The sequence below is a fragment of the Actinomadura sp. 6N118 genome (genome assembly GCF_044326415.1).
Taxonomy (GTDB): domain Bacteria; phylum Actinomycetota; class Actinomycetes; order Streptosporangiales; family Streptosporangiaceae; genus Spirillospora.
On sequence record NZ_JBIRAZ010000008.1, the window covers coordinates 375176 to 395507 of the forward strand.

Here is a 20332-nt window from a genome sequence, read left to right on the forward strand (position 1 = left end):
GTGATCGTGTATGGCGATTCTGGGTCGGATCCCGGTGGAGTTCGGTGCGGTGTTCCCGCACGGGGTGTATGCGACGTCGGCGGCTGAGGCGCAGACCAATTTCGAGACCAAGCGGCAGGAGATCGACAAGGTCACGAACCTGCCGGTGTGGGTGGTGGATGTCTACGACGCTGACCCGGAGGCGGGCGGTAAGTCGGCGGCGATCCGCGTCAAGGTGATGGCGAAGGTGTGTCCGGTGCTGCCGGAACCGGCGTGGGGTCCGTTCCGGCCGGTGGAGTTCTCCGGTCTGACGCTCACGCCGTATGTGGAGGAGATGGGCCGCGACAACAACGGCAACGTCCGGACGCGCGTGGCCTACTCCTTCCGCGCAACGGGCGTCGGCCCGGTCGGTGGCGCGAACAAGGCGGCTCGTCCGGCTAAGGACGCTGCCTGATGGCGGCGCCGAATGCGGGTCGGATGTCGGCGCTGTCGCTGCCGGTCGGCCAGAACGCGGCCACTCAGTTCCGTTCGTTCGCGGCTCGTACGCCGTTGCTGACGGTGTCGGCGGGCGGGGTGCTGGTCACCCTGACGCTCCCCGAACGGCTGCGGGCCGAGGATGTCGAGTTCGCGCGTGGGCTGGCTGAGCAGGCGGCGGCGTACGCGGTGGAGGTGGAGCGGCTGTTCCGCTCGGGCCGCCGTCCCTCCGGCAAGCGGCGGGCCGCGTGATGAAGCTCGGATTCGCCAGCTTCGGCGTCCAACTCGGCGAGAACACCCGCATCGATCTGTCCACCTACGCCGCTGACGTGCCGATCGTGGACGTCCGGGTGAACGGCTGCTCGATGACGCTCACCCTTCGCGGTGACGTGGTCGACGACACCGGCCTTGCCCTGGCCCACCAGCTGCGTGACGCGGTCAACGGGTTTGTGGCCGAGTGCGAGCGGCTGCACGCCGAACAAGGTGACCGGGCCGCGTCCTCGGAAAGCGCGGCGGCCTGATCAAAGGTGGGGCGGCTGGAGCTGGTACCTCCGGCCGCCCCGCTCTCTCCCCTGAAAAATCCCTCAAGCGAAGAGGTGTCTTCATCATGGCATGGGAGTTCCGCAAGGTCGGGCCTGGCGAGAACGTCGCTGTAGAGGCCCAGAAAGATCCGTTCGCCGCTCCGAAGTGGGCGCCTCCGGTGTGGCACATGCCGGAGATCCTGGTCCTGCTCGTCAACGCCGTCCGGGGCCTGGTCGCCCTGGTCGGCTTTACCGTCCGCAACATCGTCCCCGTCTCGGTCCTGGGCGGGCTGGGCTGGCTCGGCTACGCCTACGGCTGGCGCGTCCCTGTTCTCGTCCTGGCGCTGGTCCTGGTGTGTCTGGGGACGTGGGTGCTGGCGGACTGGGACTCGTTCGTCCGGGGTGTGGTGCGTCCGGCTCGGGCCAAGTGGCGGTATCTGGCGGTGTATCGGCGGGACTGGCAACCGGTCCTGGTCACGGCCGGGCTGACCAAGATGCACAAGGGCCGCGAGTACCTGCCCTCGATCAAGCGGGTCCGCTGCGGGCCGACCTCGGATCGCGTCCTGGTCCGCATGCTCAAGGGGCAGGCGCCCGGCTCATGGGAACAGGTGGCGGTCAACCTCGCCCATGGCTTCGGCTCAGAGCTCGTCCGCGTCCGCCAGGGCACCCGTAACCGGTGGTCCTGGGCTGATGGTCGGCCGGTCCGGCGGACGGTGGCGCGTCCTGGTTCGGTGTGGCTGGAGTTCGTCCGCAAGGACGCGTTGAAAACGCCGCTGGCTGCGCTGCCGCTGGCTGATGACGTCGACCTGGAGGCGGTCCCGGTCGGGGCCCGTGAGGACGGTAAGCCCTGGCTGCTGCGACTTCTCGGTACGCATGTGCTGATTGCGGGCGCGACGGGGTCGGGCAAGGGGTCGGTGCTGTGGTCGATCGTCCGCGCGGTGCTGCCCTGGATGTTCCTCGGGCTGGTGCAGGTGTGGGCCGTCGATCCCAAGCGCATGGAGTTGTCGTATGGGCGGCGGCTGTTCGAACGCTACGGCCGCTACTCCGACGATCCCAACGGCGGCATGGTCGAGCTGCTGGAGGAGGCAGCCGAAGACCTCAACAAGCGGGCCGCCATGTTCGCCGGAAAGCGGCGCTCGTTCCTGCCGTCGCTGGAGCACCCGTTCCGCGTCATCATCGTCGATGAGCTGGCGTTCCTGACGGCGTACTGCCCGAGCCGGGACCTGCGCAAGCGCGCCGAGCAAGCCTTGGCGGTGCTGGCCACACAGGGCCGGTCGGTGGGGTACTGCCTGGTCGGTGCGCAGCAGGATGCCCGCAAAGAGGTCAACAACCTGCGCAACCTGTTCCCCGACCGCATCGCGCTGCGGCTGGATGAGTCCGAGCAAGTCGACATGGTCCTTGGTGACGGTGCCCGTGATCGGGGCGCGCTGGCCGATCAGATCTCCTCCATTCCTGAGGTCGGCGCTGGGGTCGGTTACATCAAGCTCGAAACCACCCCTGATCCGGTCCGCGTCCGCGCGGCCTACGTGTCTGATGCCGACATTGACGAGATGGTCGCGCTCGGCACGGCCAACTTCGGGGAGGCAGCGTGACCACCCCCAAGAGCCCTGGTGGTCGGCGACGTGAGCGGGCTGCCGTCCAATGCCGTAGGCACCCGAAGGGCGAGCAATGCGAGTTGGCCGGCGGCCCGCGCCCGTTCACTCCAAGCGATGGCGACGCCGAATCCATCGACGGTCAGGTGATCACATGACCGCGCGCAAGCCTCGTCCGGAGGTCGGCAACTGGGTCGAGGTCACCAGCGGGCCGGACAAGGGCACGCACGGCCGGGTGACCGGCATCGACAAGACCGACGGGCGGACGGTGGTCCAGGTTCGTGCGGCCAAGCAGAAGAAAGCGCGGCCGTATCCGCTGCGGTCGGTGACCGTGCGCGCCGTGCAACTCGCCTTCGACGTCACGGAGAAGGCATGACCGACACCCAACCGGCCGGGCCGGTCAAGACCCTCCCGCCGCTCGCGCAAGGCGTCGTCGAGGCCGTCGCCATCGACCACGGCGTCTGCATCCGGCCCGTCCCGATGCGGCGGGTCAACTTGGAGACCGGAGAGTCTGAGGTCATCTCGGTGCCGTGCGGGCACACGCGCGCCTCGGTGTGCCCGCCGTGTGCGGAGAACAAGCGGCGCATCCGTGCCCAGCAGTGCCGGGAAGGCTGGCACCTGGAGACCGAACCCGTCATCGAACGCGCCGATCCGGACCAGACACAACGGCACCTGGTCGAGCTACGCGCCCAAGCCCAGGGACGCCGTGACGTTGCGGCCGACAGTGGCGCGGCCGATGGCGAGGATGTCGGGTTCTGGGATCGGCTGATCCGGGACCTGGACAACGAGATCGAACGGGCCGGGGTGGCAGGCACTCTCAAGACCGCCACCGACGATGACGACTGCGGGCGGCGTACCCGCTCCACGCGGCGGCGCCAAGATGTCCCGGATCTGCCTCGGCGGCCGGTCGAGAACCGCACGGTCGGCAAGGCGTACACGGCTCCGGATGGCAAGACGTTCCGGCCGTCGCTGTTCCTGACCCTCACGCTGGACTCCTACGGCCGGGTCCGCTCGGACGGTACCCCCGTTGACCCGGCCACCTACGACTACCGGCGGGCGGCTCGTGACGCGCTGCACTTCGGCAAGCTCATCGACCGCTTCGTGCAGAACCTTCGCCGGTTCGTCGGCTACGACGTGCAGTACTTCGCCGCCGTCGAACCCCAACGACGCCTGGCGCCCCATCTGCACATGGCCATTCGCGGGACGATCTCCCGCGCTGAGCTTCGTCAGGTGGTGGCGGCGACCTACCACCAGGTGTGGTGGCCCTCCACCGACCGCATCGTCTACCACGATGGCAATCTGCCGGTCTGGGATGGCGCGGCCGGACACGATGAGCAGGGCGGTTACGTTGATCCCGCGTCCGGTGCGGTGTTGCCGACGTGGGATGACGCACTCGACCAGCTCGGCCAGGACGACGACGCCGAACCCCTGCACGTGGTCCGCTTCGGGCGTCAGGTCGATGCCCAGGGGGTCATGGCGGGCGGCGCGGACAGTAACCGCTGTATCCGGTACCTGACCAAGTACCTGGTCAAGAGCGTCGCCGAATGCCACCAAGCCGAGACCGACCGGCAGCGTGCTCACGTTGACCGGATGGCTGAGGCGCTGCGGTATGAGCCATGCTCGCCTACCTGCTCCAACTGGCTGCGGTACGGCGTGCAGCCCAAGAACCCCCGCAAGGGCCTGGTCCCGGGGTTCTGCAAGGGCAAGGCACACCGACGCGAACACCTCGGCTACGGCGGCCGTCGTGTCCTGGTGTCGCGCAAGTGGTCCGGCAAGACCATGGCCGACCACAAAGCCGACCGAACCGCCTGGGTGCTCGCGCGGCTGGCGGAAGCCGGGATTTCGGCAACCGGCCCTGCGGCTGGTGATCGACGGTTCCTGTGGGAACGGGCCGGGCCCGGTGATCCCGACGTCAAGCCGATCACACATCGGCTCCTGCTGCTGATCGAAGAACGCACCCGGCGACGCGACCAGCTCGCCCAAGCACTCAACGACACTTCGGCAACCGGGGAGGCAGCGTGACTGGGCGAACGAACATCACTCCTGATGACCGGCTGCTGACTGTCGCCCAGGCGGCCGACTTGCTCAATACATCCGAGCGGTTCCCCCGCCGGTTGATCGAAGAACGGCGCATCCGCTTCGTGCGTGTTGGTCGGTTCGTCCGGATCCCCGAATCGGCGCTTCGTGAGTTCATCGCGGCCGGTCTTGTCGAGCCGGTCAACCTTCGGAATCGGTACTCAAGGAGGGCTGCGTAATGGCTGGCAAGCGACGCTTTGGGCGTGTTCGGCGTCTACCTTCCGGGCGCTATCAGGCTCGTTACCTCGGGCCTGACGGAATTGAGCGGCCTGCGCCGTACACGTTCGCGACCAAGCGCGACGCTGAGCAATGGCTCGTGCTCAAGGAAGCCGAGATCAAGAGCGGCGATTGGCTCTCCCCGGATGCCGGGAAGGTCTCCTTCAAGGAGTACGCAGACACATGGATCAAGGAGCGGCCTGGCCTTCGCCCCACGACGGTCAAGCGGTACGAGGTACTCGTCCGGCTCCACCTGGCTCCAACTTTCGGCAACTCGGCAGTCGCAGACATCAAGGATGCTCATGTGCGGCGTTGGCGTAAGCAGCTGCTCGATTCGGGCGTAGGTTCCGTCTCTGTGGCCAAGGCCTACCGGCTGCTCAAGGCCGTCATGAACACGGCGGTCAGTGACGGCATGATCAAGCGGAATCCGTGCACAATCAAGGGCGGTGGGGCCGAGAACTCACCCGAGCGGCCCGTCCTCAGCATCTCCGAGGTCTTCTCGCTGGCTGAGGCTATCGACCCTCGTTACCGGGCGCTCGTGCTGCTGGCGACCTTCGCCAACCTGCGGTGGGGTGAGGCCGTAGCCCTGCGACGGAAAGACTTGGACCTCAAGGCCGGGACGGTGCGGGTAGAACGGACGCTGGTGGAGGTGACCGGCAAGCCGCTGCACTTCGGGCCGCCAAAGACTGAGGCGGGCATACGGACGCTTCCCATTCCGGCAATCGTGCTCCCTGAGCTCAAGGAGCACGTCAAGGCGTTCGCCCAGGACGGTGACAATGGGTTGATCTTCGTCGGTGGCAAAGGGGCGCTGTTGCGGCGGGCAAACTTCCGGCGCAACTGGGTGCGTGCCTTGGGCAAGGCGGGGCTCAAGGAAGTGCGGTTTCACGACCTGCGGCACACGGGGAACACCCTCGCTGCGATCGCGGGGGCGACGCTCCCCGAGCTCAAGGAACGCATGGGGCACGCGAGCGATCGCGCGGCGATGATCTACCTGCACGCGACGGACGAACGGCACCGAGAGATCGCGGACACGCTGAGCGCGATGGCCAAGGCTGAGCTCAAGAAGACAAAGCGATCGGGCACGCAACGGGCACGGAAGCGAAAGAAGAGATCGTGAGAGACGAGAGCCCAGGTCGGAACTTCGGTCCTGACCTGGGCTTTCTGGTGGGTGGAGCCTAGGGGATTCGAACCCCTGACACCTGGCTTGCAAAGCCAGTGCTCTACCAACTGAGCTAAGGCCCCTCGGATGCGCCCCTGGGAGGGCGCGACAAGCTTACCTGTGCTCGGCGGTCACTGCGTCATCGTGGTGGCTGGGTCGGGGTGGCGGGAGGATCAGGTCGGGGAAGTCGGCCACGCTGGCGAGGACGTGGGTGGCGCCGGCGTGGTGGAGACGGTCGGCGTCGTGCGCCCCTGTGAGGACGCCGGCGACGATGGAGGCACCTGCGCGGCGGCCCGAGAGCATGTCGTTCTCGGTGTCGCCACAGACGGCGATGTGCCGTACGTCGTCGATGCCGAGGCGGAGTGCGGCGGACAGGATGAGATCCGGCCACGGCCGACCGCGACCGACGTCCTCGGGGGACAGGGCCATGTCGACCCGGCCCCACCAGCCGAGCGTGTCGAGCACCCGGCCGAGAGTGCGGCGGCTGAAGCCGGTCAGGAGGCACACTCGAATCCCGGCACTGGTGAGGCGTTCCAAGGCCTCCTCGGTGCCGGGCACAGGCACGAGACCGCTACGGTCGACGACCAGGTCGTACGACCGTTCGAACGAGAGGTTCGCGGCTTGCGCGCGGGCCTCGTCGGCAAAGAGCGTGCGGAAGACTTCGATCTTGGGGCGGCCGCGGGCGTCGTGGACCTGGGCCATGGCGCGTTCGTACGCGGTTGTGCCGACGACGATCCCCATCGTGGCGATCGCCTCGGCGAAGGCCGTGGCGACGGCGTCGCCGTCGGCCACAGTGGTCCCGGCGAGATCGAGGCAGGCGATGGTGATCCGCTCTGCTCCGCTCACGCCGGGGCCTCCCTCGAAGTCAGTCTCCCGTGCGCCGCGGGACTATCTCAGGCGTCTCAGCTGTCGGAGGACGTGGCCTCGGTCCACAGGTCCAGCTCAGCGCGGTCCTGCTGGAGCCGACGCCAGACAGCGAAGCCGCCAAGAGCAACAACAGCAAGTACAAGCAGCTTCTTCACGGTGGGGACCCCTTCACCTCGACTATGAAGCCAAAACCTGGGGGGCGTTCCGATCATGTAACTCTTCCCCAGGCTCTCCGCAGCCTAGCAACCGAACCCGGGCTCTCCGCACCACACACCGGTATCCGGCCGATCTTCATCGCCGTCCTCTCGCCGAACGGCCGGATCGGCCGCATAATCCAGGCACGGCGAAGGTCTGGAAGTCCCATGAGCGCAGAGGACGACTTCGGTCTCTGGGAACGCGAACTCCGGCAGACCCCTGAGCCCGGCGAGGGCGGCACGGGAGGCGGCGGCATGATCACGGCGGCCGCCGTCGTCACCAGCGGCTGCATGCTGCTGATCACGCTCGGCCAGGCACCGCTGGGCACCGCCGGCCTGATCCTCTGCTCGCTCATCCTGGTGCTCTGGCGGTTCGGTTTCTAAGCCCCGACTGGAAACGGCCAGCCCGAAGTGTGGTGTTAAAGCTGATCTTCTCGCGATAATCCGGCCCTGCCCGTTTGATCAACGGGTCGAGCCGGCGCGCCCGGTCCCCCTGGACCGACCTCGTCCACCGTGTGCGCCCTCGAGGAGGTAGGCGCATGAGGAGAGCAAGGACGCTCGCGATCGCCATGGTGACGGGCACCGCCACGGCCGCGCTTCCGGTCGGAGCGGCGGGCGCGACCGCAAGCGCGGCTCCGGGTGCGGTTCCGGGTGCGGTTCCGGGTGCGGCGGGCGCGGCACGTGTCGCGGCCGGCGTGGGCGGCGCGGCGCGTGTCGCGGGGCCCGGTGACGCGAAGGTGGTGCCGATCCAGGTCACCGGGGATCCGGCCAAGCGCTTCAACCTGGTGATCATGGGTGACGGTTACCTGACGGCTGACCTGCCGAAGTTCCGGGCCCATGTCGACAAGCACCTGAGCGACCTGTGGACGATCGAGCCGTTCAAGTCGTACCGCAGCTATGTGAACGTCTACGCCGTGGAGATCGAGTCGGGGGAGTCAGGCGTCAGCTGCGACCCCGCGCTGGAGTCCCCGCGCCGCACGACGCCGTTGGGCATGGCGTTCTGGGGCGGCTGCACCACGCAGGGGCCCCAGCGGCTGCTCACGATGAGCTCTTCGGCGGCCAAGAAGTACGCCGACATGGTCACGGGAACCTCGTCCGCCAACCGGCAGATCCTCGCCCTGGCCAATAGCGACACGTACGGCGGCGCGGGCGGTACGTACGCCACTGCATCGGGAGGCAATGCGCTGTCGGCGCTGATCACACCGCACGAGCTCGGGCACTCGCTGGGTGGCCTGGACGACGAGTACGACTACTACCAGCGCGGCGTCCCCGGCGGCACGTACGAGGGACCCGAGCCGGCGTCCATCCACCACACCCTCCTCACCGAGCAGCAGATGCGCGACCAGAAGAAGAAGTGGTGGCGCTGGCTCGGCGAGCGGAGCGAATCCGGCGGGACCATCGGCCGGTACGAAGGCGGGCTCTACACCACCAAGGGCGTCTGGCGTCCGAGCCGTCACTCGATGATGAAGACGCTCGGCTACTACTTCGACCAGGTCTCCCGCGAACGCATGACGCAACGGATCTCCGCCAAGGTCAACCTCGTTCAGGCGCACACCCCCGCAGACGCCCCGATCGGCGCTGACCGCGCGGTCTGGCTGGAGACGATGCACCCGACCGGGCACGATCTGGCCGTTCAGTGGACGCTCGACGGCAGGGTCGTACGCGGGGCACGCGACCTCAACAACCTCGACCTCGGCAAACTGCGGATCAAACCGGGCGTGCACACCCTGAAGGCAACGGTCACCGACCCGACCGCGTTCGTCCGCGATCCAGAGATCCGCGCGTCCGCCGCGCTCACGCAGACCCGCACGTGGACGGTCGACACGCGCGTCAAGACGCCGCCCACGACCAAGGCGGCCGACTTCACGTCCTCGACCCCGATCGACCGCCCGGTGAGCGCTAAGGACGTCGTCTATGCCGAGACGACGCACCCGGCGCGCCACACGCCGCGGATCTCGTGGTTCGTGAACGGGCGGCACGTACGAGGCGGTGACCGTTCGATCGATCTGGAACGGCTGCGGCTCTCCCCCGGCAGCCACCGGCTCGTGGCGAAGCTGGGCTCACGCACCCGCGCCTGGACGGTTGACGCGGGCCGGCCGAGCGTGACGTACGAGCTCTCCAAGGCCGCCAAGACGACCAAGCCGCGGCCGGGCAAGCCAGCCGAGCACGTCTTCGACGGGCCGTTCACCATGCGGCTGACCGGCGCGGACGACCGCCCCGGCGCCGTCGTGACCGAGTTCCGGGTGGACGGGGACGGGTGGTTCAACTACTTCGGCTGGCCGACCGACTCCAAGGCGCCGTTCCTGTTCACCGCGAACGGCACCGTCATCGATCACCTGACGTACGGCAAGCTCGGCACGGGACGCCACACGATCGAGTACCGCGCCATCGACTCGTCCGGCAACATCGGCCGCGCCGGCAAGTTCGTCGTGACCCTCAACGGCTGACGCCCCCGCCCCGGAAACGGTGACGACCACGCCTCGAAGGCGGGTGGCCTTGCGCCCGTCTTCGGGGCTTGGCCGTTGCGCTGGCGCCGGGCAACCGCCGGTGGGATCATCCCGCCATGAAGCTACGAGGCGCGAAAGTTCTGCTGACGGGTGCCACCGGCGGCATCGGACAGGCGCTGGCCGAGGCGTTCGCCGCGCGCGGCGGCGAAGTGGTGCTGACCGGTCGCCGCACCGACGTGCTCGATCCGCTGGCCGAACGGCTGGGCGGTCGTGCGATCGCCGCCGACCTCGCGGATCCGGCCGCCCCCGAGCAGCTGCTGGCCGAAGCCGGCGAGATCGACGTGCTGGTGGCGAACGCGGCGTTGCCCGGCTCCGGGCTGCTCTCCGAATACTCGATTGACGAGATCGACCGGGCCCTTGACGTCAACCTGCGCGCACCGATCGTGATGGCGAAGCTGGCGGGGGAGCAGATGTCCGCTCGTGGCCAGGGACATCTGGTCTTCATCTCCTCACTCTCCGGCAAGACCGCGTCCGCCCAGGCCTCGATCTACAACGCCACCAAGTTCGGGATGCGCGGCTTCGCACTCGCGCTCCGGGAGGACCTGCGTCCGCACGGTGTCGGGGTCTCGACGGTGTTCCCCGGATTCATCAGGGACGCGGGCATGTTCGCCGACGCCAACGTGACCCTGCCGCGCGGAGTCGGCACGCGCTCGCCGCAGGACGTGGCACGGGCGACTGTACGAGCCGTCGACAAGAACATCGCCGAAGTCGACGTCGCCCCGTTGAGCCTGCGAATCGGCGCTCTGATCGGCGGCGCTGCTCCGAGCCTCGCGGCTGCGGTCCAGCGCCGCGCCGGCAGCGACAAGGTCACCCAAGACCTCGCCAAGGGCCAGAGCGACAAGCGCTGACAGGTCCGTGCCGTGATCCAATGGAACTCGACAATGACGATGTTCTGGGGGATCCATGACTGACCTCTCCGCCCGCCCGGCGGCAGCCAGCGGCACGTTCGCCCTCGGCGGCGACCTGCCCGTGCACCGCCTTGGATTCGGCGCCATGCAGATCACCGGCCCCGGCGTCTGGGGCGAGCCCGCCGACCGCGACGAGGCCCTCCGCGTCCTGCGCCGCTCCATCGAGCTGGGCGTGACGTTCATCGACACCGCCGACTCGTACGGGCCGTACGTCAGCGAAGACCTCATCGCCGAGGCACTCCACCCCTACCCGGACGATCTGGTGATCGCGACCAAGGCGGGCCTGACCCGGCCGGGGCCGGGCGAATGGCTGCCAGTCGGCCGCCCCGAATACCTGCGTCAGTGCCTGGAGATGAGCCTCAGGCGGCTCAAGGTGGAGCGCATCGACCTCTACCAGCTCCATCGCATCGACCCGAAGGTGCCGCTGGAGGAACAGCTCGGCGCCCTGCGGGACATGCAGAACGAGGGCAAGATCCGCCACATCGGCCTCTCTGAGGTCTCGGTGGAGGAGCTCGAAGAGTCCCGCAAGATCGTCGATATCGTCTCCGTGCAGAACCTCTACAACCTGACCTTCCGCAAGTCGCAGCCACTGCTCGAGCACTGCGAACGCGAGGGGATCGGCTTCATCCCGTGGTTCCCGTTGGCGACGGGCCAGCTCGCCGAGCCAGGCGGGATCCTGGCCGAGGCCGCCGAGCGCCACAACGCCACCCCGGCCCAACTCGCGCTGGCCTGGCTTCTGCACCGCTCGCCCGTGATGCTGCCCATCCCCGGCACGTCCAAGGTCGCGCACCTCGAGGACAACCTCGCCGCCGCCACCATCTCCCTCTCCCCCGAGGAAATCGACCAACTAACCGCCCTGGGCTGACGGCCTTGTCACAAGACGCGATCTGCACCGCAAGTGTCGCTACGCGTCAGCGGGCGGCGCCTCTGGAGGCGGTGCCTCGGGTGAGTGGTGCCTCCGCAGGCGGGGCGGGGGTGGGAGGCGCATCGGTGGGTGGGGCCTCCGCGGGCAAAGTGTCGGTGGCTGGTGGGGTGGAGGGTTGGCGGGCGGTGGCTAGGACGGAGCCGCAGAGGATCAAGGCGAACGAGGCGACGATCGTGGCGGTGAGGGGTTCGTTCAGGAGGGCCACGCCGGCGACTACGGCGACGGCTGGATTGACGTAAGTGAAGACCATGGCTCTGGAGGTTCCGACCTCACGGATGAGTTCCAGGAAGATCATGAACGCCAGGGCTGTGCAGAGGACGCCGAGGCCCGCTAGAGCGGCGAGCACTCGTCCGCTGGGCATCGTGTCCGGCCACGTCAGGATTGCTGGAGGCATGTAGACGAGCGCGGCGAACGTGAGGCACACGGTGGTCAGCGGCAGGCTCGGTACGTCCTGCAGCTTGCGGGTGGCGATCAGCGGAGCGGTCGAATACCCGAGCACGACGAGCATCACCTCACCGATCGACCAGGCGCTGCCACCGTCCAGGTGCGGTGCCGCCAGGACGGCGACGCCCGCCAGCCCGAGCAGCAGTCCGCCCCACCGTGCCGGTCCGAGCCGTTCGGCATCTCCGGACAGGCGCGCCCCCAGCACACCGACGATGGGTACGGCGGCGATGAGCAGTCCGGTCATCGAGCTGGACAGCTCGCGTTCGGCGTCGGACAGCAACGCCCACGGTCCGAGGATCTCCAGCACGGAGAACACGAGGAGCCATTTCCAATGGCGACGGAGCTTGCCGAATCCACCGGCGCGCATCGCGAAAGGCAGCAGCAAGGCGGCTCCCAGCGCCGTCCGCGCGAACACGAGGACGGGCACCGAGACACCCTCGACCGCCACTTTGATCATCAGGTAGGGGATCCCCCACAGCACGCTCATCAGCGCGAACAACACCCACCCGCGGCGACTCAACACGTCCTCCGTTTCGTCACATGCATTCATGCGCGCGGCAGTACACCGCGACGGAGGTCAGCTTCGCCGTGTGCGGAGGGCGCTGTCTTGAACGCTGTTGCGGTACGCGCCGGGCGTCACTCCGAGAACGCGCCGGAACCACCGCGTCAGATGGGCCTGATCCGCGAACCCGACCAACGGCGCCGCCTCGGCCGGGCGGTGTCCGGCGTCGAGCAGCGCACGGGCTCTGGCGACCCGGTGCTGCGCTAGCCAGGCGTACGGCGGCATGCCCTCGGCATCACGGAACGCCCGCAGCAGTTGGTAGCGCGACAGCCCGAGATCGGCGGCGAGGTCGGCGAGCGTCGGGGGATCGGTGAGTTCGTCAGCCAGGCGCCCTGCCACCGTACGAGCGATCCGAGCTGCGGTGGAATCGCCTCGTTCCCCCGACTCCAACTCGGCCAGCCGGACGCCACGGCGGGACGCCCGCGGCCCTGGCCCGGGGGACGAACCATGCCTGCGTACGAGCACACGCAGCAGTTCGAGCAGCCGGGTCTCGCTTTCGAGCAGGTCATCGTCCCGGACAAGCACGCGATGCGTACGCCAGAGCTCGTGCGCCAACTCCTCGTCCCGTACGAAGCCCTCCGCGAAATGCGGGGCGTAAAGAGCACCCTCCGCGAGCAGCGCCGCACTCGGATACAACACCCGGTACGCGAAACCGTCCGCATCCGCCGGACCGCCCGTATGCGCCTCTCCAGGCTCCAGCATCACCAGCATGCCGGGCCCGGTGTAGTGACGTTCGCCCCGGTAGCTCATCACTTCGCGCCCGTCGGTGCACACGCCGATCGCGTACTCCTCATGGGCATGCGGCGCGTAGTGCCGACTGGCGATGCGCGCGGTCAGCAGATCGAGAGGGGCACCCTGGATCCCGCCGATGCGGGTCCAGACCGCTCGATCGGCCTTGCGATCACCAACTGGCAGTGACGGCGGAAGAGGTCCGTCAGGCGGAGAAGAGGTGCCGGAGCCGCCAGCGATCCGCGTCACGGCTGAGCTCCGCGATCGCCACGCCCTCGGCCCCGGTGATCCGGACGCGGTAGAGACGGCTGTCCGAGGACGATCCGTAGGTCTTCAGGACCTCTTCGACCGCATAGCGCGAACCCCGCCATTCGTACGCGGTGAGCCGTCCGGCCGTGTCGTGCTCGGCCCGAACAGGCTCGTTCAGAAGGTGTCCCATGAGTCCGCGAGCGTAGCACGACATCGAACTGGTGTTCGCTGGCCGGGTGACCGCCACCAGCCTCTTGAGCTGCACAGATTCCTTGGTTGTTCACACGCTCGGCCCGCCCGGACCATTCTGCGAGTCGCTGACGGCCGGGCGTGGCGGCATGCCGTCGGCGAGGCGTGGCGGCATGCCGGCGGCGGCGAGATCCCCGGGGACGGCGAGGCGGGCGCGGGCGGCGATCTCGGCCCGGAAGTTCGGGCATGTGGCGAGTTCGTCGTGTTCGCAATTGAGCGCGCAGTCGATCAGGTCGAGGGACGCCTGCGCCTCAGTGATCCGCCGGACGAGTTCGGCTCGCTGCCTGTGCAGTACGGCGCGGCGCTCGGCCGGGCCCGGCGCGGTCAGCATCGCGTGGATCTCATCCAGCCCGAAGCCGCCGTCCTTGGCCCGGAGGATGATCGCGATCCGGTAGAGGTCCCCGGTGGTGTAGCGCCGCCGATCTCCCGCGATCCGGACCGGGGCGAGCAGGCCCATCGACTCCCAGTGCCGCAGCACATGGGTCGCCAACCCGAAATGGGCTGCGGCCTCACCGATGCTCATCGAGGTGCCGTCGACGCTTGACTTCATGTCGACATTAAGTCGCACGATGGCGCACATGTCCACAACAGACGACATCAACGCCTTGATCCCTTTGCTCGACGCCATCGACGCCACCCCCGGCGCGGCCGAACTGCGCGCCCGCTCGTACGAGCTCCTCGCCCAGGAACCCGGCGCACTGGTGGTCGATGTCGGCTGCGGCGCTGGACGAGCCGTGACGGAACTGGCCGACGGAGATGTACGAGCCGTCGGCATCGACCTCAGCGAGCAGATGATCGCGGCGGCCCGGCACCGCTATCCGGACGGTGACTTCCGTCTCGGGACGGCCTACGAGCTGCCCTTTCAAGACGGAGAGGTGAGCGGTTATCGAGCTGAAAAGGTCTTCCACACGCTCGACGAACCGGCGCGCGCCGTCGCCGAGGCACGGCGCGCACTGGCACCCGGCGGCCGCATCGTGCTGATCGGCCAGGACTGGGACACGTTCGTCATCGAGTCCGACGACCCGCACCTCACCCGAACGATCGTTCACGCCCGCGCGGACCTCGTCGCCAGCCCGCGGGTCGCCCGCGGTTACCGGAACCTACTCCTGGATGCGGGCTTCGAGGACGTCGAGGTCGAGGTGCATACGGGACTCCTGGCTGGGCCGACCGCCGAGGCCGTGGTCTCCGGCATGGCTGAGGCCGTGGCGTCGGAGGGCGCCATCAGCCGGGCGCAGGCCGACGCCTGGATCGCCGACCAACGCGAACGGGCCCGTACGGACCGCGCCTTCCTGGCAGTCCCGCTCTTCGTCGCCTCCGCCACCCGCTGACCCGGAACTGGCCCGCCCACGCGCCCGCCCGGGCTCCACGCACCTGTCCACACTCCACGCTCCACGCTCCACGCGCCCGCCCACGCACCCGCCCATGCGCCCCACCCGCCCGCCGTAGAACGAAGATGGTCTGGGTCGATGACGGCGGGCGGGGTAGACAAACAGCATGATCAACGGGGTACACGTCATCGTCTACAGCCGGGACGCGGATGCGGACCGGGCGTTCATCCGCGATGTCCTCGGCTTCCCGGGCGTGGACGTGGGCGGCGGCTGGCTGATCTTCAAGCTGCCGCCGGCCGAGATCGCCGCGCATCCCACCGAGGGGGAGCCGCAACATGAGCTCTACCTGATGTGCGACGACCTGGAGAAGACGCTCGGCGACCTGCGTTCGAAAGGCGTGGAGATCGCCAAGCCGCCGAGCGACCAGGGCTGGGGCACGCTCGCGGCGATCAAGCTGCCCAGCGGCGCCGAACTATCGCTGTACGAGCCGCACCACCAGGTCGCCTACGACCTCTGACGAGCCGGTTTCAGCGGCGGACCGGCAGGTGGCGGGCCAGGAACCCTTCGGCGAGTTCCCACGCGCGCCGCGCGGGCTCAGGCATGTGGAACATGGCCGACCGGTGGTTGTGGAAAGCGTGCCCGGCATCTTCCTGAACGTGGATCTCGACGTTCGGCCTTCCCTCCACGGCCTTCTCCACCGCCGCGACGTTCTCTCGCGGGATGTACGGATCTGAGCCGCCGAAGTGGAACTGGATCGGACAGCCGATCCGGTCCAGCACCGCGAGTTGGTCGGCCACGCCCGACCCGTAGAACGAGAGCACGGCGGCGGGCTCCAGCCGTCCCGCCAGGAGATAGGCCATGGTCCCGCCGAAGCAGAACCCGAGCACCCCTGGCACCCCGTCGGTCTCGGGCAGCGCCTTGACGTGCTCGAACGCCGCCTCAAGGTCGGCCAGGCCCTGGGGAAAGTCAAAGCGGGAGACCATGTCCATCGACTGCTTGGTGCCTTCCTCGGTGTGGGCGGCCTCCCAGTTCGGCTGCAACCGCCAGAAGAGATCCGGCGCAGCGACGACGTATCCCAGACGGGCCAGCTCCTCAGCGACGTCCCGGATGTACTCGCCGACCCCGTAGATCTCCTGGACGAGCAGCACGCCGGGGCCATGCCCGGCCTCAGGAAGCCACACCGACAGGTCGAACGTTCCGTCCGTCACGCGCACCGAATCCGTCCGTGCCATGGCCGTTCTCCTCACGCAGTCTCAGGCTGTTGGGCACAGGCCAAGTTATCCACAGACTGAGGGCAAGGAAATACACATCCGGGAGCCTGTGTGGACGCCATGCCGAGGGCGTCGCCTCCACAGCGGAATCCCCAAAAGGCCAGGTTCTCCAGGGCTTTGCGCACAGACCGCAGGCGTCCTGCCCCTCATCCGGCGCCCTCACCACAGCAATCCACAATCTGTGGACAACCCTGTCCCACAGCCTGCGGATCACGGCCCGTGCGGCTACCCACCGCCCGTCCCCCGGCCATCCCCAGGCCGCCCATCGGTTGTGCACTGCCGGGAATAAGTCGATGACCAGCCAAGACAGGGTCTTCCGACGTGCTGGCGACATTCTCATGCACAACCTGTGGGCAGTGAGCCTCCACACCATCGGGACAACGGCGGATCACGTCACCCACCGCACATCCCCAGCCAGTCCCCAGCTATCGAGCCCTGTGCACGCCACGATCTCCGTACCCACGGCAAGCCACCAGCCGCCACTCCGGCCGCCCTTCTATCCACATTCGCCTTCCACAAGGGCGGCAGAAATCCCCAGCTCTCAACAGAAGACCAAGGCGCGTACGGAGGCCTCGATCGCAGGCCTACGTGCAGAGAAATCAGTGGCAGGCGGCTTCGACCAGCTTGCGGGCGGCTTGGCGGGCGGCAGGGAGGACTTCTGGGGCGGGCTCCAGGGAGGCGGCGGACATGGCGCCGTCCAGGAGCACGGTCAGCTGGCGGGCGAGCAAGGCCGGGTCTGCGGCTCCAGCTGCGGTTGCCAATTGCGTGGCCCATTCCCGCACGGACCTCTTGTGTGCGGCCGTCGCCAGGTGCACCGGCGTGCCGGGGAGCGATTCGCTGGCACTGTTGATGAACGCGCAGCCACGAAACTGCCCGTTTTCCCCGGACGGCGCGATCGCGTCGAACATGGCGATCAGCTGTTCGCGCGGGTCGTCCCCGGCAGCGGCCGCAGCCTCGCGCAGCATGCGGCGCCACTTCTCGTCGGCCTGCCGGAGGTAGGCGAGTACCAGCTCGTCCTTGGACTTGAAGTGTGCGTACAGGGTCGCCTTGGCCACGCCCGACTCAGCGATGATCCGGTCTACGCCGACGCCGCGGATCCCGTACGTGTAGAAGAGGTCGGTCGCAGTCCGCAGGATCCGGACGCGCGCGGGTTCACGAACGGTCGCGACCTTGGCGGTCCGGGACATCGGCGACTCCCCTCAGGTTTCTTCGCACTTCAACACTATGTCGGCACGGATGTCCCGAAGGAAGTCGCTGCTGATCACGGCCGGATCGTACGGCTGCTGATCACGGCCGGATCGTACGGCTGCTGATCACGGCCGGATCGTACGGCCCTGGTCGGCGCCCTCCACAGCTTGGACGTACGCGCGCGCCACGTCGGCCGCCGGGGTGCCGTCCGCCGGATCGAGCCCCAGTCGTTCGAGCGTTTCGGCGACCCAGCCGGGGCTGACCGTGTTGACACGAAGGCCGCGCGGCATCTCAATGGTCGCCGCATTGACGAACGCCTCCAGGCCGGCGTTGACGAGGGCACCGAACGAGCCACCCGGCATGGGCTCAGCGAAGACGCCACTGGTGAGCGTGATCGACCCGCCGTCCCGGAGGTGCCGGACGGCGCGGCGAACGAGATGCACCTGGCCGAGCAGCTTCCCCTGGATGCCGCCTACGAAGTCGTCGTCGGAGTCCAGCGGAGTCAGCGCGCCGCTGGCCGCAGTGACGACGACCGCGTCCACGTCTCCGACCGACTCGAAGAGCGTGTCGATCGAGGCCCGGTCGTCCATGTCCACAACGACGGGGCCGCGCCGGGACGCCCGTATGACCTCGTGCTCCTTCTCCAGCAGGTCAGCGACCGCAGAGCCGATCGTGCCGGTCGCTCCGATAACGATGATCTTCATGTGGAAGCTCTCCTCAGGGATCAGGCGGCGGAGGAGACCGGCTGCCCATCTCTGCGAGCCGCCGCGCCCAACACCGGAGGCTAGACAGACTGTTCTGTCTAGTCAACTCTCATCCGGCACGGACAACCGCTTGGAGATCCTCCAGCCGCTGCAACTCGTCGCTCACTGCCGCCCGTTCCTCAGCATCGAGCTCGATCCGTTCAACCTCCGCCACCAACTCCTGAGCGCGTGGCAGATCGTCCAGCTGAAGTGCGACATCGGCCCGGAGCACCAGAACCTCGACCCGCTGCGGCACCGTGAGGCTGTCACCGTCAGCCGCCAACAGATGATCGAGAACCTTGGCTGCGCCGTCGAAGTCCTCCTTGGAGTTCACGAACAGCCGGGCGGTGTGCAGGGCCCTGCCGACCTTGTCCTTCGGCGTCGGCCGATGCGAGAAGTCATCCGAGATCGGCTGGCCGATGCGCATCTGGTTGCCGTCCGGATCGGTCACCAGGAACTGCCGGACGCCGTACGACATGTCGCCGAGCCTGCCGATCCTGGGCAGCCCGCGCGTGGGGATCCGGCCGAGCGACGCCTTGAGCCCGCCGCGGAACGCCTCGTACAGAGCGTCGACCTCGGTCGTCATGACGTAACACATGAACAGGCCCATGTTCGGGTCGTGTGCCTTGAGTCCGAAGAACTGCAGCTCGATGTCGCCACGCTGAACGGCGATGCACGGATTGGGCCGGGTCTGCCGGAACGTCAGCTCGAACCCGAGCGCCTCGTAGAAGGCCCAGCAGTCGTCGATGGAGCGGCAAGGAAAGATCGGAGTGGTCTTTTCGCCCATGCCGCGACAGTACGCAGCGAACTGCCGCTAGTCAAACTTGACTAGCGGTCGGCGCCGTCAACACCGACCAAGCCCTAACAGCCCTCCTAACCTGAGACCCACCGCCAACTGTCACAGCTCTGCGGCGCGACGTTCAGCGGCGCGACGTTCAGCGGCGCGGCGTTCAGCGGCGCGGCGTTCAGCGGCGCATGTCCAGCCACACCAGGCGGTGGTCCGAGCTCGGGAAGGGGAAGGTGCCCGTGAGCCTGGACAGCGGGTCGCCGGCGACAGGCCAGAAGACCCCACCGCTCACCGGTCGCAGCCTGCGCGAGGGCAGGACGTAGTCCACCCGCAGGTTGCCCGGGGCGTTGTCGGCGAAGTCAGCGGTGTCGTACGCCGGGTTCCCTCGGTGCGTGGTGTTGGCGCCGCCCTGGAGCGCGGCGGCTTCGGGCGCGCCCGCGCTGCTCGGCATGACCGACGCGTTCACCCGGGGGTTGCGGAGCAGCTGGTTGATGGCGCCGTTGACGCTGTCACCGTCCAGCGGGTCAGCGTTCTGGTCTCCGGCGATGACGAACGAGGCGCCCCGGCTCAGCCCGCCGCGCCGTCCCTTGTCGTCGTAGATGTAGCGAGCCGTGGAGCCGCCGCGTACGTAGTCCGCCCAGAGCCGGATCTCGTCGTGGTTGCGGCGGCCGTTGCGGTCCTCGGGCCCGTCGAAGGTGGGCGGCGTCGGGTGGGAGACAAGGAAGTGCACGGTGCGGTGGCCGACGCGGATCGGGAGATCCCAGTGGCTCTTGGACGAGAGCCGGACGACCTTCTGCTCGGTGGCCGAATACCAGTCGGCCGGGGCCGGCGTGCTCGGGTCGTCCGGCAGCAGGGCGCCCGGCATGTCCTTCCAGCGGAACTTCTGGAACGTGCGAATCCGCCGCTCGTCGATCGGATACCGCGAGTAGACCGCCATCCCGTACTGGCCGGGGAAGACACCGAAGCCGTACGAGTCGTCGCCGTAGCCGGCCGCGCCGGGCTCGGTCACCACCTTGCCGTCGTTGTTGAGGTCGAAGCCCGACGGGATGCCGGTGTTGCTCGGCGCGACGAATCGGTGCCGGTAACTGATCGGCTTAGCGCCGTTCTGGCCGACCGACAGGTAGTTGTCCTGGAACAGCCGCGCGGCCCGGCCTCGCGCGTCGAAGTCGAACTCGTTGATGAGGATGACGTCGGGCCGCGTCCGCTGGACGATCTCGGCGATCGTCCGTGCCTGCGCGTTCCCCGGTGCCGACAGGTCGGTGACCAGCGCGCCCTCGGTGTTGCGGTTGAGTGAGGCGTTGAACGTCGCGAAGCGCACGTTCCGCGTCCCCGCACTCGCCACCCCCATGCCCGATACCGAAGTG

Annotated in this window: 26 protein-coding genes and 1 tRNA gene; 15 read left to right on the top strand and 12 right to left on the bottom strand. The window is 68.2% G+C overall.

The window, feature by feature from the left end; all coding sequences use genetic code 11:
* Nucleotides 1-10 precede the first annotated feature (10 nt).
* From ACH34W_RS23280 to ACH34W_RS23315, 8 genes are all read left to right on the top strand, one after another.
* On the top strand, nt 11-433 hold the full coding sequence (locus ACH34W_RS23280; protein ID WP_395963086.1) for a plasmid replication, integration and excision activator: 423 nt from the start codon (nt 11-13) through the stop codon (nt 431-433).
* Entirely contained in the window at nt 433-705 is a 273-nt protein-coding gene (locus ACH34W_RS23285) for a hypothetical protein (RefSeq protein ID WP_395963087.1), read from the top strand. Before ACH34W_RS23280 ends, ACH34W_RS23285 begins: the two co-directional genes overlap by 1 nt.
* Nucleotides 705-974: a hypothetical protein gene (locus ACH34W_RS23290; RefSeq protein WP_395963088.1), complete on the top strand. Its 270-nt coding sequence runs from the start codon at nt 705-707 to the stop codon at nt 972-974. The genes ACH34W_RS23285 and ACH34W_RS23290 overlap by 1 nt, the downstream gene beginning before the upstream one ends.
* Nucleotides 975-1060: 86 nt before the next feature.
* Nucleotides 1061-2566: an FtsK/SpoIIIE domain-containing protein gene (locus ACH34W_RS23295; protein WP_395963089.1), complete on the top strand. Its 1506-nt coding sequence runs from the start codon at nt 1061-1063 to the stop codon at nt 2564-2566.
* A 154-nt stretch (nt 2567-2720) separates the two neighbouring features.
* On the top strand, nt 2721-2942 hold the full coding sequence (locus ACH34W_RS23300; protein WP_395963090.1) for a KOW motif-containing protein: 222 nt from the start codon (nt 2721-2723) through the stop codon (nt 2940-2942).
* Nucleotides 2939-4588 carry a replication initiator gene (locus ACH34W_RS23305; RefSeq protein WP_395963091.1) on the top strand — a complete coding sequence of 550 codons (1650 nt, stop codon included), beginning with the start codon at nt 2939-2941 and terminating at the stop codon, nt 4586-4588. Before ACH34W_RS23300 ends, ACH34W_RS23305 begins: the two co-directional genes overlap by 4 nt.
* Complete coding sequence (locus ACH34W_RS23310; protein ID WP_395963092.1) at nt 4585-4821, top strand: excisionase family DNA-binding protein; 237 nt, start codon at nt 4585-4587, stop codon at nt 4819-4821. Before ACH34W_RS23305 ends, ACH34W_RS23310 begins: the two co-directional genes overlap by 4 nt.
* Nucleotides 4821-5975, top strand: coding sequence for a tyrosine-type recombinase/integrase (locus tag ACH34W_RS23315; RefSeq protein ID WP_395963093.1), 1155 nt, complete (start codon nt 4821-4823; stop codon nt 5973-5975). The genes ACH34W_RS23310 and ACH34W_RS23315 overlap by 1 nt, the downstream gene beginning before the upstream one ends.
* Nucleotides 5976-6027: 52 nt before the next feature.
* Here ACH34W_RS23315 and ACH34W_RS23320 read toward each other — a convergent pair.
* The 3 genes from ACH34W_RS23320 to ACH34W_RS23330 all read right to left on the bottom strand — a co-directional run bounded on the left by ACH34W_RS23320 (nt 6028) and on the right by ACH34W_RS23330 (nt 7039).
* Nucleotides 6028-6100, bottom strand: a tRNA-Ala gene (locus tag ACH34W_RS23320).
* A 31-nt stretch (nt 6101-6131) separates the two neighbouring features.
* Nucleotides 6132-6863, bottom strand: a complete 732-nt coding sequence (locus ACH34W_RS23325) for an HAD-IA family hydrolase (protein ID WP_395963094.1) — start codon at nt 6861-6863, stop codon at nt 6132-6134.
* 56 nt (nt 6864-6919) lie between these two features.
* Nucleotides 6920-7039, bottom strand: coding sequence for a DLW-39 family protein (locus tag ACH34W_RS23330; protein WP_220163873.1), 120 nt, complete (start codon nt 7037-7039; stop codon nt 6920-6922).
* Nucleotides 7040-7246: 207 nt separating this feature from the next.
* Here ACH34W_RS23330 and ACH34W_RS23335 point away from each other — a divergent pair, with 207 nt between their 5' ends.
* The 4 genes from ACH34W_RS23335 to ACH34W_RS23350 all read left to right on the top strand — a co-directional run bounded on the left by ACH34W_RS23335 (nt 7247) and on the right by ACH34W_RS23350 (nt 11358).
* On the top strand, nt 7247-7462 hold the full coding sequence (locus tag ACH34W_RS23335; RefSeq protein WP_395963095.1) for a hypothetical protein: 216 nt from the start codon (nt 7247-7249) through the stop codon (nt 7460-7462).
* Between the two features lie 155 nt (nt 7463-7617).
* On the top strand, nt 7618-9525 hold the full coding sequence (locus tag ACH34W_RS23340) for a M64 family metallopeptidase (RefSeq protein WP_395963096.1): 1908 nt from the start codon (nt 7618-7620) through the stop codon (nt 9523-9525).
* A gap of 116 nt (nt 9526-9641) precedes the next feature.
* Entirely contained in the window at nt 9642-10433 is a 792-nt protein-coding gene (locus tag ACH34W_RS23345) for an SDR family NAD(P)-dependent oxidoreductase (protein WP_395963097.1), read from the top strand.
* A gap of 55 nt (nt 10434-10488) precedes the next feature.
* Complete coding sequence (locus ACH34W_RS23350) at nt 10489-11358, top strand: aldo/keto reductase (protein WP_395963098.1); 870 nt, start codon at nt 10489-10491, stop codon at nt 11356-11358.
* A 46-nt stretch (nt 11359-11404) separates the two neighbouring features.
* Here the strand turns inward: ACH34W_RS23350 and ACH34W_RS23355 are convergent, their stop codons facing one another.
* The 4 genes from ACH34W_RS23355 to ACH34W_RS23370 all read right to left on the bottom strand — a co-directional run bounded on the left by ACH34W_RS23355 (nt 11405) and on the right by ACH34W_RS23370 (nt 14201).
* Entirely contained in the window at nt 11405-12382 is a 978-nt protein-coding gene (locus ACH34W_RS23355) for a DMT family transporter (protein WP_395963099.1), read from the bottom strand.
* Nucleotides 12383-12439: 57 nt separating this feature from the next.
* Nucleotides 12440-13402 (bottom strand): AraC family transcriptional regulator, encoded by a 963-nt coding sequence (locus tag ACH34W_RS23360; protein WP_395963100.1) that lies wholly within the window; start codon nt 13400-13402, stop codon nt 12440-12442.
* The gene (locus ACH34W_RS23365; RefSeq protein ID WP_395963101.1) at nt 13359-13592 is read right to left on the bottom strand and encodes a hypothetical protein; all 234 of its coding nucleotides are present in this window, start codon (nt 13590-13592) and stop codon (nt 13359-13361) included. Before ACH34W_RS23365 ends, ACH34W_RS23360 begins: the two co-directional genes overlap by 44 nt.
* Nucleotides 13593-13682: 90 nt before the next feature.
* Nucleotides 13683-14201: a MerR family transcriptional regulator gene (locus tag ACH34W_RS23370; RefSeq protein WP_395963102.1), complete on the bottom strand. Its 519-nt coding sequence runs from the start codon at nt 14199-14201 to the stop codon at nt 13683-13685.
* 28 nt (nt 14202-14229) lie between these two features.
* Here ACH34W_RS23370 and ACH34W_RS23375 point away from each other — a divergent pair, with 28 nt between their 5' ends.
* Both ACH34W_RS23375 and ACH34W_RS23380 read left to right on the top strand, forming a co-directional pair.
* On the top strand, nt 14230-14979 hold the full coding sequence (locus tag ACH34W_RS23375; RefSeq protein ID WP_395963103.1) for a methyltransferase domain-containing protein: 750 nt from the start codon (nt 14230-14232) through the stop codon (nt 14977-14979).
* Between the two features lie 166 nt (nt 14980-15145).
* A complete protein-coding gene (locus ACH34W_RS23380; RefSeq protein ID WP_395963104.1) occupies nt 15146-15496 on the top strand; it encodes a VOC family protein in 351 nt (116 codons plus the stop codon).
* 10 nt (nt 15497-15506) lie between these two features.
* Here ACH34W_RS23380 and ACH34W_RS23385 read toward each other — a convergent pair whose 3' ends face one another.
* From ACH34W_RS23385 to ACH34W_RS23400, 4 genes are all read right to left on the bottom strand, one after another.
* Entirely contained in the window at nt 15507-16211 is a 705-nt protein-coding gene (locus tag ACH34W_RS23385; RefSeq protein ID WP_395963105.1) for a dienelactone hydrolase family protein, read from the bottom strand.
* Nucleotides 16212-16849: 638 nt separating this feature from the next.
* The gene (locus ACH34W_RS23390; RefSeq protein ID WP_395963106.1) at nt 16850-17437 is read right to left on the bottom strand and encodes a TetR/AcrR family transcriptional regulator; all 588 of its coding nucleotides are present in this window, start codon (nt 17435-17437) and stop codon (nt 16850-16852) included.
* Nucleotides 17438-17563: 126 nt separating this feature from the next.
* A complete protein-coding gene (locus ACH34W_RS23395) occupies nt 17564-18142 on the bottom strand; it encodes a short chain dehydrogenase (RefSeq protein ID WP_395963107.1) in 579 nt (192 codons plus the stop codon).
* Between the two features lie 109 nt (nt 18143-18251).
* Nucleotides 18252-18968, bottom strand: coding sequence for a hypothetical protein (locus ACH34W_RS23400; RefSeq protein ID WP_395963109.1), 717 nt, complete (start codon nt 18966-18968; stop codon nt 18252-18254).
* Between the two features lie 108 nt (nt 18969-19076).
* Here ACH34W_RS23400 and ACH34W_RS23405 point away from each other — a divergent pair, with 108 nt between their 5' ends.
* Complete coding sequence (locus tag ACH34W_RS23405; protein WP_395963137.1) at nt 19077-19211, top strand: pentapeptide repeat-containing protein; 135 nt, start codon at nt 19077-19079, stop codon at nt 19209-19211.
* On the opposite strand, the gene ACH34W_RS23410 is transcribed toward ACH34W_RS23405, so the two are convergent.
* Complete coding sequence (locus ACH34W_RS23410) at nt 19147-20316, bottom strand: endonuclease/exonuclease/phosphatase family protein (protein WP_395963138.1); 1170 nt, start codon at nt 20314-20316, stop codon at nt 19147-19149. The two genes, ACH34W_RS23405 and ACH34W_RS23410, sit on opposite strands and share 65 nt — an antisense overlap.
* Nucleotides 20317-20332: the final 16 nt, after the last annotated feature.

Bases quoted from the DNA above. Each gene is read 5' to 3' on its own strand.
- ACH34W_RS23280 (WP_395963086.1), top strand. From the start codon at position 11: ATGGCGATTCTGGGTCGGATCCCGGTGGAGTTCGGTGCGGTGTTCCCG.
- ACH34W_RS23285 (WP_395963087.1), top strand. From the start codon at position 433: ATGGCGGCGCCGAATGCGGGTCGGATGTCGGCGCTGTCGCTGCCGGTC.
- ACH34W_RS23290 (WP_395963088.1), top strand. From the start codon at position 705: ATGAAGCTCGGATTCGCCAGCTTCGGCGTCCAACTCGGCGAGAACACC.
- ACH34W_RS23295 (WP_395963089.1), top strand. From the start codon at position 1,061: ATGGCATGGGAGTTCCGCAAGGTCGGGCCTGGCGAGAACGTCGCTGTA.
- ACH34W_RS23300 (WP_395963090.1), top strand. From the start codon at position 2,721: ATGACCGCGCGCAAGCCTCGTCCGGAGGTCGGCAACTGGGTCGAGGTC.
- ACH34W_RS23305 (WP_395963091.1), top strand. From the start codon at position 2,939: ATGACCGACACCCAACCGGCCGGGCCGGTCAAGACCCTCCCGCCGCTC.
- ACH34W_RS23315 (WP_395963093.1), top strand. From the start codon at position 4,821: ATGGCTGGCAAGCGACGCTTTGGGCGTGTTCGGCGTCTACCTTCCGGG.
- ACH34W_RS23335 (WP_395963095.1), top strand. From the start codon at position 7,247: ATGAGCGCAGAGGACGACTTCGGTCTCTGGGAACGCGAACTCCGGCAG.
- ACH34W_RS23340 (WP_395963096.1), top strand. From the start codon at position 7,618: ATGAGGAGAGCAAGGACGCTCGCGATCGCCATGGTGACGGGCACCGCC.
- ACH34W_RS23345 (WP_395963097.1), top strand. From the start codon at position 9,642: ATGAAGCTACGAGGCGCGAAAGTTCTGCTGACGGGTGCCACCGGCGGC.
- ACH34W_RS23350 (WP_395963098.1), top strand. From the start codon at position 10,489: ATGACTGACCTCTCCGCCCGCCCGGCGGCAGCCAGCGGCACGTTCGCC.
- ACH34W_RS23365 (WP_395963101.1), bottom strand. From the start codon at position 13,592: ATGGGACACCTTCTGAACGAGCCTGTTCGGGCCGAGCACGACACGGCC.
- ACH34W_RS23370 (WP_395963102.1), bottom strand. From the start codon at position 14,201: ATGAAGTCAAGCGTCGACGGCACCTCGATGAGCATCGGTGAGGCCGCA.
- ACH34W_RS23375 (WP_395963103.1), top strand. From the start codon at position 14,230: ATGTCCACAACAGACGACATCAACGCCTTGATCCCTTTGCTCGACGCC.
- ACH34W_RS23380 (WP_395963104.1), top strand. From the start codon at position 15,146: ATGATCAACGGGGTACACGTCATCGTCTACAGCCGGGACGCGGATGCG.
- ACH34W_RS23385 (WP_395963105.1), bottom strand. From the start codon at position 16,211: ATGGCACGGACGGATTCGGTGCGCGTGACGGACGGAACGTTCGACCTG.
- ACH34W_RS23390 (WP_395963106.1), bottom strand. From the start codon at position 17,437: ATGTCCCGGACCGCCAAGGTCGCGACCGTTCGTGAACCCGCGCGCGTC.
- ACH34W_RS23395 (WP_395963107.1), bottom strand. From the start codon at position 18,142: ATGAAGATCATCGTTATCGGAGCGACCGGCACGATCGGCTCTGCGGTC.
- ACH34W_RS23400 (WP_395963109.1), bottom strand. From the start codon at position 18,968: ATGGGCGAAAAGACCACTCCGATCTTTCCTTGCCGCTCCATCGACGAC.
- ACH34W_RS23410 (WP_395963138.1), bottom strand. From the start codon at position 20,316: ATGGGGGTGGCGAGTGCGGGGACGCGGAACGTGCGCTTCGCGACGTTC.